Origin of the sequence: Jatrophihabitans sp. (genome assembly GCF_036389215.1) — a bacterium.
Classification (GTDB): domain Bacteria; phylum Actinomycetota; class Actinomycetes; order Mycobacteriales; family Jatrophihabitantaceae; genus Jatrophihabitans_A.
Window position 1 is genome coordinate 1 of the sequence record NZ_DASVQG010000015.1, and the last position, 14,797, is coordinate 14,797.

Sequence of the window (14,797 nt, forward strand, 5' to 3'; positions counted from 1 at the left end):
GACAGCCGCTTCAGTCACCGCGCCAGCCTATCGGGCCGCCGGCCGCTCACGTGACCAGCATCCGCCAGCCCCGGGGCGTCCCGAGCCAGGTGTGCCTGGTGCGCAACAGGTAGAGCCACAGCAGCACGAACATCACCACCACCACGGCCACCACCGGGATCAGCACCACCGTGCTGGCCAAAACCAGCTGCAGTACCGATCCCAGCCCGATCCCCCACGGCCGGCGGAGCAGGAACCCGCACCCGACCAGCATCACCGCCAGCGCCACCAGCAGCAGCGTCTTGGTCACCGACACCCCTTGCGAGGTCTGGGCAATCGCCCGCGGCACCAGCAGGACGACGAAGGCCTCCAGGCACAGCAGCGCCGCCAGCACGCCCCGGGTCGCCCGGTCGGCACGCTGCCGCCGGGCTGCGGGATCAGCCGCGTCCATGGCTCGTCCTGACACGGGCTCGAATCCGGGTCCGGTCCGGTGCTCGGCGCCAGGTTGGCCGGCCCCCGGGCCGTGCTCCGCGCTCACCCCTCGGCCTGCCCCTCGCCGAGCAGCATGCGGGCCTCCCCCGCGGTCACCACCGACCCGGTGACCAGCACGCCCGCTCCGACCACCACGTCGCCAGCGCCCTCCTCGGCCAGCCGCACCGCGGTCTCCAGCGCGTCGTCCAGCCGCGGCTCGACCGTGACCCGGTCGGCGCCGAAGATGTCCACGGCCACCGCCGCCAGCTCATCGGCCGGGATGGCCCGGCTGGAGGAGTTCTGCGTGATCACCACCTCGTCCAGCACCGGCTCCAGGATCTCCAGGGCGGTGCGGACGTCCTTGCCCGCCAGCATCGCCACGACGCCGATCAGCTGCCGGAAGTCGAAGCCCTCGGCCAGCGCCTGGACGGTGGCCCGCATGCCCGCCGGGTTGTGGCTGGCATCCACCAGGACGGTGGGCGCCGAGCGCACCGGCTCCAGCCGCCCGGGTGAGCGGACCGCGGCGAAGGCGGCCCGGACGATGTCGACATCGAGCGGGCCGGACTGCGCGCCGACACCGAAGAACGCCTCGACGGCGGCCAGCGCGCAGGCGGCGTTCTGGGCCTGGTAGCCGCCGTGCAGCGGCAGGAACACCTCGTCGTAGACGCCGCCGAGGCCCTGGATCCGCAGCAGCTGCCCGCCGACCGCGAGGCTGCGATCCAGCACCCCGAACTCCAGGCCTTCCCGGGCCACCGCCGCACCGACCTCGGTGGCCCGCCGGATCAGCTCCGCGGCGGCCTCGATCGGCTGGGCCGCCAGGATGGCCGAGGCCCCGGCCGCGATGATCCCGGCCTTCTCCCGGGCGATCTCGGCATGGGTCTCGCCCAGCAGCTCGGTGTGGTCGAGATCGATCGGGGTGATCACCGCGACCTCGGCATCGAGGACGTTGGTGGCGTCCCAGGCGCCGCCGAGGCCGACCTCGACCACCGCCACGTCCACCGGGGCGTCGGCGAAGATCGCGAATGCCAGCCCGGTGACGGCTTCGAAGAAGGTCATCTTGACGTCGGAGGCGGCGTCCACCATCTCCAGGTACGGCTCGATCTCGGCGTAGCCGTCGGCGAACACGGCGTCGGTAACCGGCCGGCCGTCGAGCACGATCCGCTCGGTGATGTCGGACAGGTGCGGGCTGGTGTAGCGGCCGGTGCGCAGGCCGAAGCCGCGCAGGAGCTCATCCACCATCCGGGCCGTCGAGGTCTTGCCGTTGGTGCCGGTCAGGTGGATCGCGCGGTAGCTGCGCTGCGGCTCGCCCAGCACGTCCATCAGCCGGTCGATCCGGTGCCGGGACGGCCCGATCTTGGACTCGCCCCAGCGGGCCAGCAGCTGGGCCTCGACCTGCTGCCGGCGCGCCCTATCGCGCTGGGCGGTGGTGCCGCCGCGCTGGGCGGTGGTGCCGCCGCGCTGGGCGGTGCCGCCGCGCTGGCTGCCGGTCCGGTCGGCCGTGGTCATGACTGTGGCAGCCGGGTCAGTGCCTCGTCGATGCGCCGCAGATCCGCGGCTGCGGCCTCGTTACGGGCCCGGACCGAGTCGATGACCTCGGGCTTGGCCTTGGCGAGGAAGGCGTCGTTGGCAAGCTTGCGGCCGGTCTGCTCCAGCTCCTTGCCGGCCGCCGCCCGGTCGCGCTCCAGCCTGGCCCGCTCGGCAGCCACGTCGACCGCGGTGGACAGGTCCAGCTCGACAGCGGCGCCGTCGTTGAGGTCCAGGCCCGCCGTCGTGGTGAATCCCTCGCCGGGGTCGGTGAGCCGCAGCAGCCTGCGGATCTGGAGCTCGTACCCCCCGAGACCGGTGAACCGGGCCGGGATCCGTTGGGTGGGCTTCACGCCCTGCGCGCTCAGGAACTGCCGGATCAGCACCACCCGGTTCTGGAGCTGGACGATGTCGTCCTCGGCGGCCTTGTCCAGCCGGGATTCCTGGAATTGCGGCCAGGCAGCGATGACGATCGACTCGCCGCCGGTCAGGGCCGTCCACAGCGACTCGGTGACGAAGGGCACCAGCGGGTGCAGCAACCGCAGCAGGCCGTCGAGCACCTCGCCGAGCACCCGCCGGGTCACCGGGGCGGTGCTCTGCTCGGCCAGCGACACCTTGGCCAGTTCCAGGTACCAGTCGCACACCTCGTCCCAGGCGAAGTGGTAGAGCAGGTCGGCGATCTTGGCGAACTCGAAGTCGGCGTAATACCCGTCGACCTCGGCGATCACCCGGTTCAACCGGGAGATGATCCAGGCGTCGGCGCCGGTCAGCCGCGCCGGCAACTCGCCCTCGGTGCTCGCGCCGTTGAGCAGCGCGAACCGGGTGGCGTTCCACAGCTTGTTGCAGAAGTTTCGGGCACCACCGATGTTGTCCTCCGAGATGGGCACGTCCGCGCCGGGGTTGGCGCCCCGGGCGAAGGTGAACCGCAGGGCGTCGGTGCCGTAGGTCTCCATCCAGGCAAGCGGGTCCACCGAATTCCCTCTGGATTTCGACATCTTCTTGCCGTACTGGTCACGCACCATGCCGTGCAGGGCGATGGTCTTGAAGGGCACTGCCTGATCCGAGTCGCCCTCCTGGCCCTCGTCGGCCATCGCGTACAGGCCGAACATCATCATCCGGACCACCCAGAAGAACAGGATGTCGTAGCCGGTGACCAACACCGAGGTCGGATAGAACTTCGCCAGGTCGGCGGTGCGCTCCGGCCAGCCGAGGGTGGAGAACGGCCACAGTCCGGAGGAGAACCAGGTGTCCAGGACGTCGGGATCCTGCCGCCAGCCCGGCCCGGTCGGTGGCTGGTCGTCCGGGCCGAGGCAACGGACCTCGCCCTCGGGGCCGTACCAGACCGGGATCCGGTGGCCCCACCAGAGCTGGCGGCTGATGCACCAGTCGTGCAGGTTGTCGGTCCAGCCGAAGTAGCGCGGGGCCATCTCGGGCGGGCTGATCCGGACCCGGCCGTCGCGCACCGCGTCGCCGGCGGCCTTGGCCAGCGGCTCCACCTTGACGAACCACTGCAGTGACAGCCGTGGCTCGATCGGCTCGCCGGAGCGCTCGGAATGGCCGACGGTGTGCAGGTAGGGCCGCCGTTCGGCCGCGATCCGGCCCTGTTCGCGCAGCCGCTCGCGCACCGCGGTCCGGGCGGCGAACCGGTCCAGGCCGTCGAACTCGGTGCCGGTGTCGCAGATCCGGCCCTCCTCGTCCATGATCGAGATCATCGCCAGGCCGTGCCGGCGGCCGATCTCGAAGTCGTTGGGGTCATGCGCGGGGGTCACCTTCACCGCCCCGGTCCCGAACTCCGGATCGACGTGCTCATCGGCGATCACCGGGATCAGCCGGCCGGTCAGCGGCAGCTCGACCAGGGTGCCGATGAGCTGGCGGTAACGCTCGTCGGCCGGGTGCACCGCCACCGCGACGTCGCCCAGCATGGTCTCGACCCGGGTGGTCGCCACCACGATCGAAGGCTCGGAACCGTCGAGCGAGCCGTAGGTCATCGAGACCAGCTCGCCTTCGACCTCGCGATGGTCGACCTCGGCATCCGACAGCACCGAGCGCAGCACCGGCGACCAGTTCACCAGCCGCTCGGCGCGGTAGATCAGGCCGTCGTCATAGAGCCGCTTGAACATGGTCTGCACGGCCCGGCACAGGCCCTCGTCCATGGTGAACCGCTCGCGGGACCAGTCGACGCTGTCACCGAGCCGGCGCATCTGGGCCAGGATGGCGCCACCGTGCTGCTCCTTCCACCGCCAGACCCGCTCGACGAAGCCGTCCCGGCCCAGCTCCCGGCGGTTGGTCCCCTCCCTCGCCAGTTCCCGTTCCACCAGGGCGTGCACCGCGATGCTGGCGTGGTCCATGCCGGGCAGCCAGAGCGTCTCGAAGCCGGCCATCCGGGCCCGGCGGGTGAGGGCGTCCATCAGGGTGTGCTCGAAGGCGTGCCCGATGTGCAGGCTGCCGGTGACGTTCGGCGGCGGGATGACGATGGTGAACGGCGGCTTGTCCGAGTCGGCGTTCGCGGTGAAGTAGCCGCGCTGCAGCCAGCGCTCGTACAGCGGTGCCTCCACCGAGGCCGGGACGTACTGGCTCGGCAATTCGGTGCCGCCGGCCGGCGGGGAGTGCACGCCGGCGGGCGGAGGGGCGGTGTCGGTCACTCCTGAATCCTACGGATGCCGGTGAAGCGAGATTTGCCGGTGGCGGCGCTCAGGCCTGCTCGGTCGACTGGTCCTGGCCGGCCGGGATCGGCACCACGCTGTGCGACACCCGCACCCGGTGGGCGTCGGCCGGCGCCTCGGCAGCCGTCCGGCGCGGGATCTGCGCCACGATCTCGGAAAGGCGGTCGCCGATCTGCTTGGCCTCCTCGCGGCTGAGCCAGAACACCCCGCTGCCGATGACGGCGGAGTCATACCAGGAGGCAGACTTCTCGTCCTGGGCCGAGATCCAGGCGAGGGTGTCGGCCCGCTGCCTGTCCAGTTGCCGGGCGACCAGGATGGCCTCACCGGCCGCGGACGCCCGCGGCTCGGCCGAATCGACCATGAGGCCGGTCCCCGCCGCCTCCCACGGGCGCTCGCGGCCGTCGCCGGTCGTCGCCGAGCGCCGGACGATCCCCCACTTCTCCAGGGCTCGCAGGTGGTAGCTCATGGCGCTGGCGCTCAGGCCGGCGATCTCGCCGCACTCGGTGGCAGTCAGCTTGCGGCCGCCGAACAGCTCGTCGATCACCGCCAGCCGGGCCGGATGGGCCAGCGCCTTGATCGCCCGGGGGTCGCGCAGCACCACCGGATCGGTGGGCCGGGCAGCGCGGGGCGCCTTGCCGGAGGACCGGGCGGCAGCCATCTGCCCAGGATAGGGTGCGCCGGTGCCATTGACAGGTTAGATATGAAGCTTTAGTTTCGAAGTATGTCTTTCGCATTGCTGCGCCCGGACTCGCTGTGGCGGATCCGCGACCTGCGCATCGCCGTGCTGGCCAGGGCGATCTCGCTGCTGGGCGACGAGTTGGCGCTGGTGGCGTTGCTGCTGCGCACCCAGGGCCAGGGCCATGGCGCCTGGCCGGTGGTGGGGCTGCTGCTGGCCGGTGGGCTTCCCCTGGTACTGCTCGCTCCGCTGGTCGGCCGGCTGGTCGACCGGATCGACAGCCGGCGGCTGCTGGTGGTGTCGGGCTGCGGGCAGCTGGCGTGCTGCCTGGCCTTGGCGTCGTTGCCCAGCCAGCCGGTGATCCTGGGGTTGGTGGCGGCGCTGGGGACCGGCCAGGCGGTGAACTCGGCCACCTGGCAGGCACTGCTGCCCAGCATCGTCGGCCTGGACCGGCTACCGGCGGCGCTCGGCATGTCACAGGCCACCAGCACGGTGGCCGGCATCACGGCGCCGGTGATCGCCGGACTGCTGACCGGGCTGTACGGAGCCCGGGTGCCTCTGCTGCTGGATGCCGCCAGCTTCGCCGCGGTCGCGCTGGCCGCGCTGGCGATCCGGACCCGGCGGGGCAGCTCGGCCGGCCGGGCCGCTGATCCGCGCGGCGGCTGGGCCATCGTGGGGGGCGATTCGATGCTGCTGCCACTGGTGTCGATGCTGAGTGTGTTCATCCTGCTCGGCGGCATGGTCAACGTCATCGAGGTGTTCCTGGTCCGGGAGGCGATGCAGGCCAGCGCCACCTGGTACGGGGTGCTCGGCAGCGGCTGGGGGGTCGGCGTGCTGATCGGGGCGCTGCTGGGCGGCCGGTTCCGTGGCCAGCGCAGCTTGCTCCGGCTGGCCCTGGCCAGCGCGACCGGGCTGGCACTGGGGCTGGCCGGGATGGGCCTGGCGCCGACGGCCGCGTGGGCGCTGCCGGCGGTGCTGGCCGGTGGCGCGTGCAACGGCCTGCTGAACCTGGCCAGCGGCTCGCTGATCGGCATGCGCACCGCCGAAGCGGTTCGGGGACGGGTGGCCGCGATCGTCGGCGGGCTGGCTTCGGCCGCCCAGGTGGGCTCGATGCTGCTGGGCGGGCTGCTGGCCACCGTGCTCGGGCCCCGGCAGATCTTCGTGCTGGCCGGGCTGCTCGGGGCGCTGGTCCCGGTCGGGCTGGGCCGCCGGCTGCTGACGTCGGCGAACCGGCCGTTCTCGCCGGTGGACCCGATCGGCGGCGAGGTCGCGCTTGGCGGCGAGGTCCCGCTTGGTGGCGAGGTCCCGGTTGCCGCCGAGGTCCCGGTTGCCGCCGGAATTCCCGCCGGCAGCGGGGTCGCGGTCGGCGCTGAGGTGCCGTCCTAGAGTCGGCGAGTGTCGGCCGGCGTGCGACCCATGGCGACGGGTTGACCATCGTTGGCCCCGGGGCAGGGCGACACGCCGGCCAGGCCTCTGCCTGACGGCCAACGATCACGGCACAGCCGCCGCCACAGCGTTCGATCGCGCGTACAAGGGCAAGTACTCGGCCAGCCGGCAGCCACCCTGCCTGACGGGCCGGCGATCGTTGGCCCCGGGGCAGGGCGACACGCCGGCCAGGCCTCTGCCTGACGGCCAACGATCCAGCTTAGTGGCCGAAATCCGCGTCGCGGACCGTCCTCCGTCAGATGTGGAGTCTGAGCCGAGCCCGTCATCCACAGCTTGGTTGAACCTGCGCCCGCATGGAGCCCGCCCGTCGATGCTGAGAAGGTGCGATCGGACGTGGACCAGGTGCTGGCTCGTTCCAGTGGCGCGGCCACTCGGTCGGCGCTCGTGGCGCAGGTGGGTCGGGCAGCTTTCGATCACGAGGTTCGCCGCGGATACCTCACCGCGGTATTCCCGCGCGTGTACGCCCGGCCCTGGTTAAGCGATGACGAGAGGATTCAGCAGGTCGCGGCCGTGCGCAGTTGTGGTCCCCGGTCGTTGCTCAGCCACACGACGGCGCTGAGGCGGTTCGGCCTCACAATCGCGTCCTCCGGCCTACCGATCCACATCACTAGCAATGCGCCTCGGCATCCACGTGGCATACCCGATCAACTAATCGTGCACAGAACTCGATCGGGCCTGGTCAGGTCGCTCGACACCGGTTTGCCGACGGTCGGGTTGGCCGAGGGGCTCGTGCAGTCGTGGCCACTGCTAGGAACCGGGCAGCGGGCGCCGGTGATCGCCGCGGTCCGCCGGCGGCTCGCTGCGACTCTCGACGTAGGCGTGCAGCTCAGCGCTCGTCCCAAGCTGGCCGGCCGGGCCCAGCTGGTGGAGCTGTTGCGGCTGCTCGATGCCGGTTGCGAGAGTGAACTGGAACTCTGGGGCTACCGGGCAGTGTTCGACCGACCGGAATTCCAGCACGCGTGCTGGCAGCTGCCCATCCGAACGCCGGGGCCACTTCCGCATCGACCTCGGCTTCGAGGCTGAGAAAGTGGCCGTGGAGTTGGACGGGCGGGCCTATCACGCCGCCCCTGAACAGTGGGAGCGTGACATCGGCCGAGATGTGGAACTGGCAACCCTCGGCTGGCAGACCATCCGGCTGTCCCATGCACGCCTCACCCGTGATGTGCCGGGTTGCCGGCGCGACGTACTCGCCGTCCTGCGGTCTCGCACACCACGCTGAGTGCTGTGGGCAACCGACGGCTCGCCAACCGCGCGCCGATCGTTGGCCGCTCAGCAGGGTGACACGCCGGCCGCTCACCTGCCTGACGGCCAACGATCCAGCTCAGTGGCAGCCGGTCCGGGCGGCGGCCGTCAGAACTTGGCGAAGGCCAGCCCGACCAGCTCGCCGAACAGCTCCTCCGGGTCACAGCTGTACCCGTGCGAGCCGAACCAGGCGCAGACGTTGCGGCAGTCGCGCTGCAGGTACTGCATCCCGTTGGGGTTGGACACCACGTCCACCACCTGCGGCAGGTCGATGAGCACCACCCGCCCGTCGTCGATCAGCACGTTGTAGGCCGACAGGTCACCGTGCGCCTGCCCGTTGGCCGCCAGTGCCCGCATCGCATCGGCCAGCTGGCCGTAGTAACCGGCAAGCTCCGCGTGGCCGGCCCTGATCTGCGCCAGCCGGGGCGCGGCGGTGCGGCCGCTGCCGATGAACTCCATCAGGATCTCGGTGCCGTCGACCTGCACCGGGTAGGGCACCGGAACCCCCAGTGACCACAGCTGGCACAGCGCACCGAACTCAGCCATCGCCCACTGCCCGGCGAGAACCTGCACGCCGTAGCGGGTACGCCCCTGCATGGCCCGCTGGTCACGGCTGCGGCGCACCGTCCGGCCTTCGAGGTATCCGGCATCGCGGTGGAAGTTACGGTGCTCGCGGTCGCGGTAGCGCTTGGCGGCCAGCAATGAACTCTGATCAGGGTTACCAGGAACGGCTCGTTCGAGCAGGAAGACGTCAGCCTCCTTGCCGGTCTTGAGCACGCCGAGTTCGGTGTCGACGGCGGCCTCGGACGTGATCACCCAGGACGGCCTCGGATGCGGGCCGCGGGCACCTTTGACGACCGAGGACCAGGTGGACCAGCGCTGTCCCTCGCCGGGGTCCTCCAGATAGCGGTAGTCGAACGGCACTGCCGACGCCGACGGCAGGGCCGGGTGCGCGAAGGCGTCGGGAGAAGAGGCAGTGTCAGAAGAGAGAGTGTCAGAAGAAAGCGGGTCGAACGACAAGATGGTGGCTCCTCGAATGGCGAGGCAGCCGAGCCGGTCGTGACCTAGCGGGATGCCTCGAAGACAACAGGGGACGCGGAACGTCCCAGGACCGTGATGGACATGTCGACGCCTCCTTCATCCGAGAACGCCGCGAACTCTGGGTCCGCAGCAGTGACAACGACTATGACGCAACGGGGCGCGCCGGGCAACCGATTTAAGGCCGATTCCGGCCGACACCAGGGCAGGCAGTCGATTCCGGCCGACACCAGGGCAGTCGATTCCGGCCCTCGCCAGGGCAACCGACTTGAACGCCGAGCACCGAGCACCGAGCACCGAGGGATCCGGCAGGCTCAGGCGGACTTCTCGCGCGGCGGGGCCGGAATCTCGGCCCGGGGAACCAGGGTGGGGTACACGTGCTCGAGCACCGTCTCGGCGGTGATGACCACCTTGGCGACGTCCTCGCGGGAGGGCACCTCATACATCACCGACAGCAGCACTTCTTCCATGATCGCGCGCAGGCCACGGGCACCGGTCCCCCGCTTGACCGCCTGGTCGGCAATCGCCTCCAGCGCGTCCTCGGCGAATTCGAGTTCCACGCCGTCCAGCTCGAACAGCCGGGCGTACTGCTTGACCAGCGCGTTCTTCGGCTCGGTGAGGATCTCGATCAGGGCGGCCCGGTCCAGCGGCCGGACCGTGGTGATCACTGGTAGCCGGCCGATGAACTCCGGGATCAGCCCGAACTTCATCAGGTCCTCGGGCATCACCTCGGCGAAGCCGTCCCGGGTCTCGACCTCGAACTTGGTCTTCAGCTCGGCGCCGAAGCCCAGGCCCTTCTTGCCCACCCGGCCTTCGATGATCTTGTCGAGTCCCGCGAAGGCACCACCGACGATGAACAGCACATTGGTGGTGTCGATCTGGATGAACTCCTGGTGCGGGTGCTTGCGGCCGCCCTGTGGCGGAACCGCGGCGGAGGTGCCCTCCAGGATCTTCAGCAGCGCCTGCTGCACGCCCTCGCCGGAGACGTCACGGGTGATCGAGGGGTTCTCCGACTTGCGGGCGATCTTGTCGACCTCGTCGATGTAGATGATGCCGGTCTCGGCCCGCTTGACGTCGTAGTCGGCGGCCTGGATCAGCTTGAGCAGGATGTTCTCGACGTCCTCGCCGACATACCCGGCCTCGGTCAGCGCGGTCGCGTCGGCGATCGCGAACGGGACGTTCAACATCCGCGCCAACGTCTGGGCCAGCAGCGTCTTGCCCGAGCCGGTCGGGCCGAGCAGCAGGATGTTGGACTTGGCGAGCTCGACGTTGGACTCCGACCGCTTGCCGGTGCTCTCACCGCCGGCCTGGACCCGCTTGTAGTGGTTGTAGACGGCGACTGCCAGGGTTCGCTTGGCCTGGTCCTGGCCGACGACGTAGGAGTTGAGGAACTCGCAGATCTCGCTCGGCTTGGGCAGCTCGTCGAAGCTGAACTCGGTGTTCTCCGACAGCTCTTCTTCGATGATCTCGTTGCAGAGGTCGATGCACTCGTCGCAGATGTAGACACCGGGGCCAGCGATCAGTTTCTTGACCTGCTTCTGGCTCTTTCCACAGAAAGAGCACTTGAGCAGGTCACCACCGTCACCTACACGCGCCACCCGATGTACTCCTTACTCCTCGGCCCTGCCCTGTACTTCCGGCTTACAGCTGTCCGCACGGAGCAGCGCCGCTTGAAACGCTACCCCGTGCGGGCCTAGAAGTCGCTCCTTTAGCTGCGTGTCCCCTTTGCCCCCGCCCACCGCTGAGCCGGTGGCTGGTGGCCGGTGCGGGACGCCCTAATCACATCGGCAGCTGCGTCCCCACCAGGAGATCAGTCGTTGCTGAGCTTGCGGGTCGTGATCACGGCGTCCACGATGCCGTAATCCTTGGCCTGCGGCGCGGTGAGAATTCGGTCACGCTCGATGTCGAGCTTGACCTGCTCGACGGTCTGGCCGGTGTGGTTGGCCAGGATCTCCTCCAGCAGGCCCCGCATCCGCAGGATCTCGTTCGCCTGGATCTCAAGGTCGGTGACCTGGCCCTGGCCCTCACCGGAGGGCTGGTGGATCAGCACCCGGGAGTGCTCCAGGGCGAACCGCTTGCCCTTGGTGCCGGCCGCCAGCAGGACCGCGGCAGCCGAGGCGGCCTGGCCCATGCAGTAGGTCTGAATCTCGGGCCGGACGTAGCTCATCGTGTCGTAGATGGCGGTCAACGCGGTGAACGAGCCGCCCGGGGAGTTGATGTAGATCAGGATGTCACGGTCGGGATCGGTGGATTCCAGGCAGATCAGCTGGGCGATCACGTCGTTGGCGACCACGTCGTCGATCGGCGCGCCGAGGAAGATGATCCGCTCCTCGAACAGCTTGTTGTACGGGTTGGACTCCTTCATCCCGTAGTTGGTGCGCTCGACGAAGGACGGCAGCACGTACCGGCTGGACGGCGACCGGCCGTTGCCCGACGCATAGGACTGTCCGGACGGGCCCGTGGGCCGTGCCCAGCCGGCTCCGCCGGGGGTGTAAAGCTCGCTCATGATCGATCTCCTCTTAGGCCGGCGCGGGGGCGGAGCCGTTGCTCATCTGAGCGACCCGGCTGACGACATGGTCGACGAATCCGTACTCCAGCGCCTGCTGGGCGGTGAACCAGCGGTCGCGCTCGGAGTCGGCCTGAATCTGCTCGACGGTCTGGCCGGTGTGATCGGCGATCAGCCGGGCCATCTCAGCCTTGGTGAGCTTGAACTGCTCCGCCTGGATCGCGATGTCGGAGGCGGTACCGCCGATGCCGGCCGAGGGCTGGTGCATCATGATCCGCGCGTGCGGCAGGGCGTAGCGCTTGCCGCGCTCACCGGCCGAGAGCAGGAACTGCCCCATCGAGGCGGCCATGCCCAGGGCGTACGTTGCCACGTCGCACTCGACGAACTGCATGGTGTCGAAGATCGCCATGCCGGCCGTGACCGAGCCGCCCGGGGAGTTGATGTAGAGGTTGATGTCGCGGCTGGAGTCCTCGGCCGAGAGCAGCAGCAGTTGCGCGCACAGCCGGTTGGCGATGTCGTCGTCGACCACCTGGCCCAGGAAGATGATGCGGTCTCGCAGCAGCCGGTCGTAGATCGAGTCGTTGAGGTTCATGCCGGCGCCGGGGCTGCGGGCCTCGAGGATCCGGATCGGCTCCGAACGAGCGCCGGCGCTGGCACGGTCGATCCCGGCGTGCTGTCCGCGCTGGGCGTCAAAGGGGCTCACTGGCATTCCTTTCCGTCAAAATTGGCTCTGCCTCGACCCTAATGGGCGGGCCCGACAGACAGTGCTCCCGGACAGCACCGTTCGCTTAGGGCATGAAACTCCGGCCCGCCTGCGTGCTGCGTCGCATTCCTGCCACGGCGCCGCGGCCGGAGCCGCACCCCGGCCGGGCTGGTGCCACGCCGCCGGCCCCGGAACAGGGCCGGCTAGCGCGGCGCTACTGGTCCTCGGAGCGGCCGGCGGGCTGGTCGTCAGCCGGGTCCAGCCCAGCGTCCAGCCCAGCGTCCTGACCAGCGCTGCCTGCACCGCCAGCAGCCTCGGCGGCGGCTGCCTGCTCGGCAGCCTCGGCCGCGTCCTCGATCTCGTCGAGCTCGGCCTGGCCCTGCGGGGTCGCCAGCGAGGACAGGTCAACCGGGTTGCCGGAGGTATCGGTCACGTTGGCCGACTCCAGGACACTGGCCAGCGCCTTGTTGCGGCGCACGTCGGCCACCAGCGCGGCGATGTTGCCGGCCTGCACGATCTGGTCGGCGAACTCCTGCGGCGCCATGTTGTAGCGCTCGGCCTGCCGCACGATGTATTCGGTCAACTCGGCGTCGGAGACCGAGACCGCCTCGGCGTCGGCGATCGAGTCCAGGATGAACTGGGTCTTCACCGCCTTCTCGGCCACCTCACGCAGCTCGGCGGTGAACTCCTCCTTGGTCTTGCCCTCGCTCTCCAGGTAGCGCTCGAAGGCCGCGTCGTCATGCCCGAGCTGATGCACCACATCGTGCTGGCGCCAGTCGATCTCGGCCTGCACCGCGGACTCCGGCAGCGGCACCTCCGTCTGGGCCACCAGCTGTTCCAGCACCTTGTCCCGGGCCTCGGCGCCCTGGCCGAGCACCTTCACCCGGTCCAGCCGTGCCCGCAGGTCGGCCTTGAGCTCCTCGACGGTGTCGAACTCCGAGGCCAGCTGGGCGAACTCGTCGTCTGCCTCGGGCAGTTCCCGCACCTTCACCGAGTTCACCACGGCGGTGATCTCGGCGGTCGAGCCCGCGTGCTCGCCGTAGGACAGGGCGGAGGAGAAGGTCGCCGAGTCGCCCGCGGACTTGCCGATGATCGCCTCGTCCAGGCCCTCGACCAGGGTGCCCGTACCCACCTCGTAGGACAGCCCCTGGGCCGAGCCGCCCTCGACCTCGACACCGTCGACCCGGGCGATCAGGTCCAGTGAGACGAAGTCACCGCTGCGTACCTCGCGCTCGACTCCGGTGAGGGTGCCGAACCGGCCCCGCAACTCCTCGAACTGCTCGGCGACCTCCTCGTCGGTGACGGCGGCATCGGCGACGGTGACGGGCAGGCCGTCATAACCGGCTACGGCGATCTCCGGGCGGACGTCCACCTCGGCCGTGAAGGCGACGTGGTCGTTGTCCTGCAGATCGGTGACCTCGATCTCGGGCTGGCCGAGCGCCTTGACACCTGTCTCGCGCACCGCGTCGGAGTAGGCCTTGGGCAGCGCCTTGTTGATCGCCTCCTCCAGGACGGCGGCCCGTCCGACCCGCTGGTCGATGATCCTGGCGGGAACCTTGCCGGGACGGAAGCCCGGCACCCGCACCTGGGAGCTGATGGCCTTGTACGCCTCGTCCAGGCTTGACTTCAGCTCGTCAAAGGGCACCTCGACCGCGAGCTTCACACGGGTCGGGCTCAGGTTTTCGACGCTGCTCTTCACGGTGTGCTCTTTGCTCCTCGGCAGATGACTCAAGCGGTGTCAGGTGATGGTGCCCGGTCGGTCGTTGTAATAGCGGATCCGTGCGGGTCAAGCTCGTCGGGGTGACAGGATTTGAACCTGCGGCCCCTCGCTCCCAAAGCGAGTGCGCTACCAAGCTGCGCTACACCCCGGTACCTGACCCGCTGACAGCAACGCCGTTGGCCTGGCACACGTACTGATCGGCAGTGTACGGGGTGTTCGATCAGCGCTCGGGCACACGCTAGGCTGTCGGGGCAGCTCATGGGTCATCCGAGTGGATCGGCTGATCAGCCGGCCGGCGGCCACGATTCGCGAGCCTGTGCGGGTGTAGCTCAATGGTAGAGTCTCAGTCTTCCAAACTGATTGTGCGGGTTCGATTCCCGTCACCCGCTCCGCTGCGCCCGCGAGGCCCGGTCGCCCCAGCGCCGCCCCGCTCCCGCCATGACATGCCCCGGATGATCAGCGCCCGGCGGGAACTGCTGGCGGAGCTATCCGTGCGGCTGGGGCGAGCTGGAGGCGCTGCCCTCGTCGTCCTCGTTGGGCTGTTCGCCGGTCAGGGCGTTCTCCACACCGCCACCCAGCGTGCTGGCCGGACCGCCGAGATCGTCGGAACCACCCGGCCGGCGCTCGGTGACGTCCGACTCGGCCGGCTGGTCCTCGACCGAGTGGCCGGGCTGGGACTGCTGCGGGTCAGTCATGGTGCACAACCTTTCCTTTGACTGCTCCGGCGCGGCTTGCCGGTACTGCGCGACGGTCGTGCCCCTCGGTGGTCGTGCCGCGCGGTGGTCGTGCTACTCGGTGGTCGTGCTACTCGGTGGTCGTGCTACTCGGT

General features: G+C 69.7%; 13 protein-coding genes and 2 tRNA genes. 4 read left to right on the forward strand and 11 right to left on the reverse strand.

Features of this window, described 5'->3' with window-relative positions:
• Window positions 1-46: 46 nt before the first annotated feature.
• The 4 genes from VF542_RS00565 to VF542_RS00580 all read right to left on the reverse strand — a co-directional run bounded on the left by VF542_RS00565 (window position 47) and on the right by VF542_RS00580 (window position 5,295).
• Complete coding sequence (locus VF542_RS00565; protein WP_408649763.1) at window positions 47-430, reverse strand: DUF4233 domain-containing protein; 384 nt, start codon at window positions 428-430, stop codon at window positions 47-49.
• Between the two features lie 83 nt (window positions 431-513).
• A complete protein-coding gene (locus VF542_RS00570; protein ID WP_408649764.1) occupies window positions 514-1,956 on the reverse strand; it encodes a bifunctional folylpolyglutamate synthase/dihydrofolate synthase in 1,443 nt (480 codons plus the stop codon).
• Entirely contained in the window at window positions 1,953-4,616 is a 2,664-nt protein-coding gene (locus VF542_RS00575; protein WP_408649765.1) for a valine--tRNA ligase, read from the reverse strand. Before VF542_RS00575 ends, VF542_RS00570 begins: the two co-directional genes overlap by 4 nt.
• Before the next feature lie 49 nt (window positions 4,617-4,665).
• Complete coding sequence (locus tag VF542_RS00580) at window positions 4,666-5,295, reverse strand: ArsR/SmtB family transcription factor (protein ID WP_408649766.1); 630 nt, start codon at window positions 5,293-5,295, stop codon at window positions 4,666-4,668.
• Window positions 5,296-5,358: 63 nt separating this feature from the next.
• Here VF542_RS00580 and VF542_RS00585 point away from each other — a divergent pair, with 63 nt between their 5' ends.
• From VF542_RS00585 to VF542_RS00595, 3 genes are all read left to right on the forward strand, one after another.
• Window positions 5,359-6,699, forward strand: a complete 1,341-nt coding sequence (locus VF542_RS00585; protein ID WP_408649767.1) for an MFS transporter — start codon at window positions 5,359-5,361, stop codon at window positions 6,697-6,699.
• A gap of 714 nt (window positions 6,700-7,413) precedes the next feature.
• On the forward strand, window positions 7,414-7,782 hold the full coding sequence (locus VF542_RS00590) for a hypothetical protein (protein ID WP_408649768.1): 369 nt from the start codon (window positions 7,414-7,416) through the stop codon (window positions 7,780-7,782).
• Window positions 7,783-7,792: 10 nt separating this feature from the next.
• Window positions 7,793-7,978: a hypothetical protein gene (locus VF542_RS00595; RefSeq protein ID WP_408649774.1), complete on the forward strand. Its 186-nt coding sequence runs from the start codon at window positions 7,793-7,795 to the stop codon at window positions 7,976-7,978.
• Window positions 7,979-8,109: 131 nt separating this feature from the next.
• Here the strand turns inward: VF542_RS00595 and VF542_RS00600 are convergent, their stop codons facing one another.
• The 6 genes from VF542_RS00600 to VF542_RS00625 form a co-directional block, all read right to left on the reverse strand.
• Window positions 8,110-9,021 carry a serine protein kinase RIO gene (locus VF542_RS00600; RefSeq protein ID WP_408649769.1) on the reverse strand — a complete coding sequence of 304 codons (912 nt, stop codon included), beginning with the start codon at window positions 9,019-9,021 and terminating at the stop codon, window positions 8,110-8,112.
• A 332-nt stretch (window positions 9,022-9,353) separates the two neighbouring features.
• Window positions 9,354-10,637 carry an ATP-dependent Clp protease ATP-binding subunit ClpX gene (gene clpX, locus VF542_RS00605; RefSeq protein WP_408649770.1) on the reverse strand — a complete coding sequence of 428 codons (1,284 nt, stop codon included), beginning with the start codon at window positions 10,635-10,637 and terminating at the stop codon, window positions 9,354-9,356.
• 212 nt (window positions 10,638-10,849) lie between these two features.
• Window positions 10,850-11,545, reverse strand: a complete 696-nt coding sequence (locus VF542_RS00610) for an ATP-dependent Clp protease proteolytic subunit (RefSeq protein WP_408649771.1) — start codon at window positions 11,543-11,545, stop codon at window positions 10,850-10,852.
• A gap of 13 nt (window positions 11,546-11,558) precedes the next feature.
• Window positions 11,559-12,137, reverse strand: a complete 579-nt coding sequence (locus VF542_RS00615) for an ATP-dependent Clp protease proteolytic subunit (RefSeq protein ID WP_408649775.1) — start codon at window positions 12,135-12,137, stop codon at window positions 11,559-11,561.
• A 325-nt stretch (window positions 12,138-12,462) separates the two neighbouring features.
• Complete coding sequence (gene tig / locus VF542_RS00620; protein WP_408649772.1) at window positions 12,463-13,947, reverse strand: trigger factor; 1,485 nt, start codon at window positions 13,945-13,947, stop codon at window positions 12,463-12,465.
• Window positions 13,948-14,043: 96 nt separating this feature from the next.
• A tRNA-Pro gene (locus VF542_RS00625) sits at window positions 14,044-14,117 on the reverse strand.
• A gap of 169 nt (window positions 14,118-14,286) precedes the next feature.
• Between VF542_RS00625 and VF542_RS00630 the strand changes: the two genes are divergently transcribed.
• Window positions 14,287-14,357, forward strand: a tRNA-Gly gene (locus VF542_RS00630).
• Between the two features lie 96 nt (window positions 14,358-14,453).
• Here the strand turns inward: VF542_RS00630 and VF542_RS00635 are convergent.
• The gene (locus tag VF542_RS00635) at window positions 14,454-14,663 is read right to left on the reverse strand and encodes a hypothetical protein (RefSeq protein WP_408649773.1); all 210 of its coding nucleotides are present in this window, start codon (window positions 14,661-14,663) and stop codon (window positions 14,454-14,456) included.
• Window positions 14,664-14,797: the final 134 nt, after the last annotated feature.

Coding starts and splice junctions, on each gene's coding strand:
- VF542_RS00610 (WP_408649771.1), bottom strand. CDS start 11,545: ATGAGCGAGCTTTACACCCCCGGCGGAGCCGGCTGGGCACGGCCCACG.
- VF542_RS00565 (WP_408649763.1), bottom strand. CDS start 430: ATGGACGCGGCTGATCCCGCAGCCCGGCGGCAGCGTGCCGACCGGGCG.
- VF542_RS00570 (WP_408649764.1), bottom strand. CDS start 1,956: ATGACCACGGCCGACCGGACCGGCAGCCAGCGCGGCGGCACCGCCCAG.
- VF542_RS00580 (WP_408649766.1), bottom strand. CDS start 5,295: ATGGCTGCCGCCCGGTCCTCCGGCAAGGCGCCCCGCGCTGCCCGGCCC.
- VF542_RS00635 (WP_408649773.1), bottom strand. CDS start 14,663: ATGACTGACCCGCAGCAGTCCCAGCCCGGCCACTCGGTCGAGGACCAG.
- VF542_RS00585 (WP_408649767.1), top strand. CDS start 5,359: ATGTCTTTCGCATTGCTGCGCCCGGACTCGCTGTGGCGGATCCGCGAC.
- VF542_RS00615 (WP_408649775.1), bottom strand. CDS start 12,137: ATGAACCTCAACGACTCGATCTACGACCGGCTGCTGCGAGACCGCATC.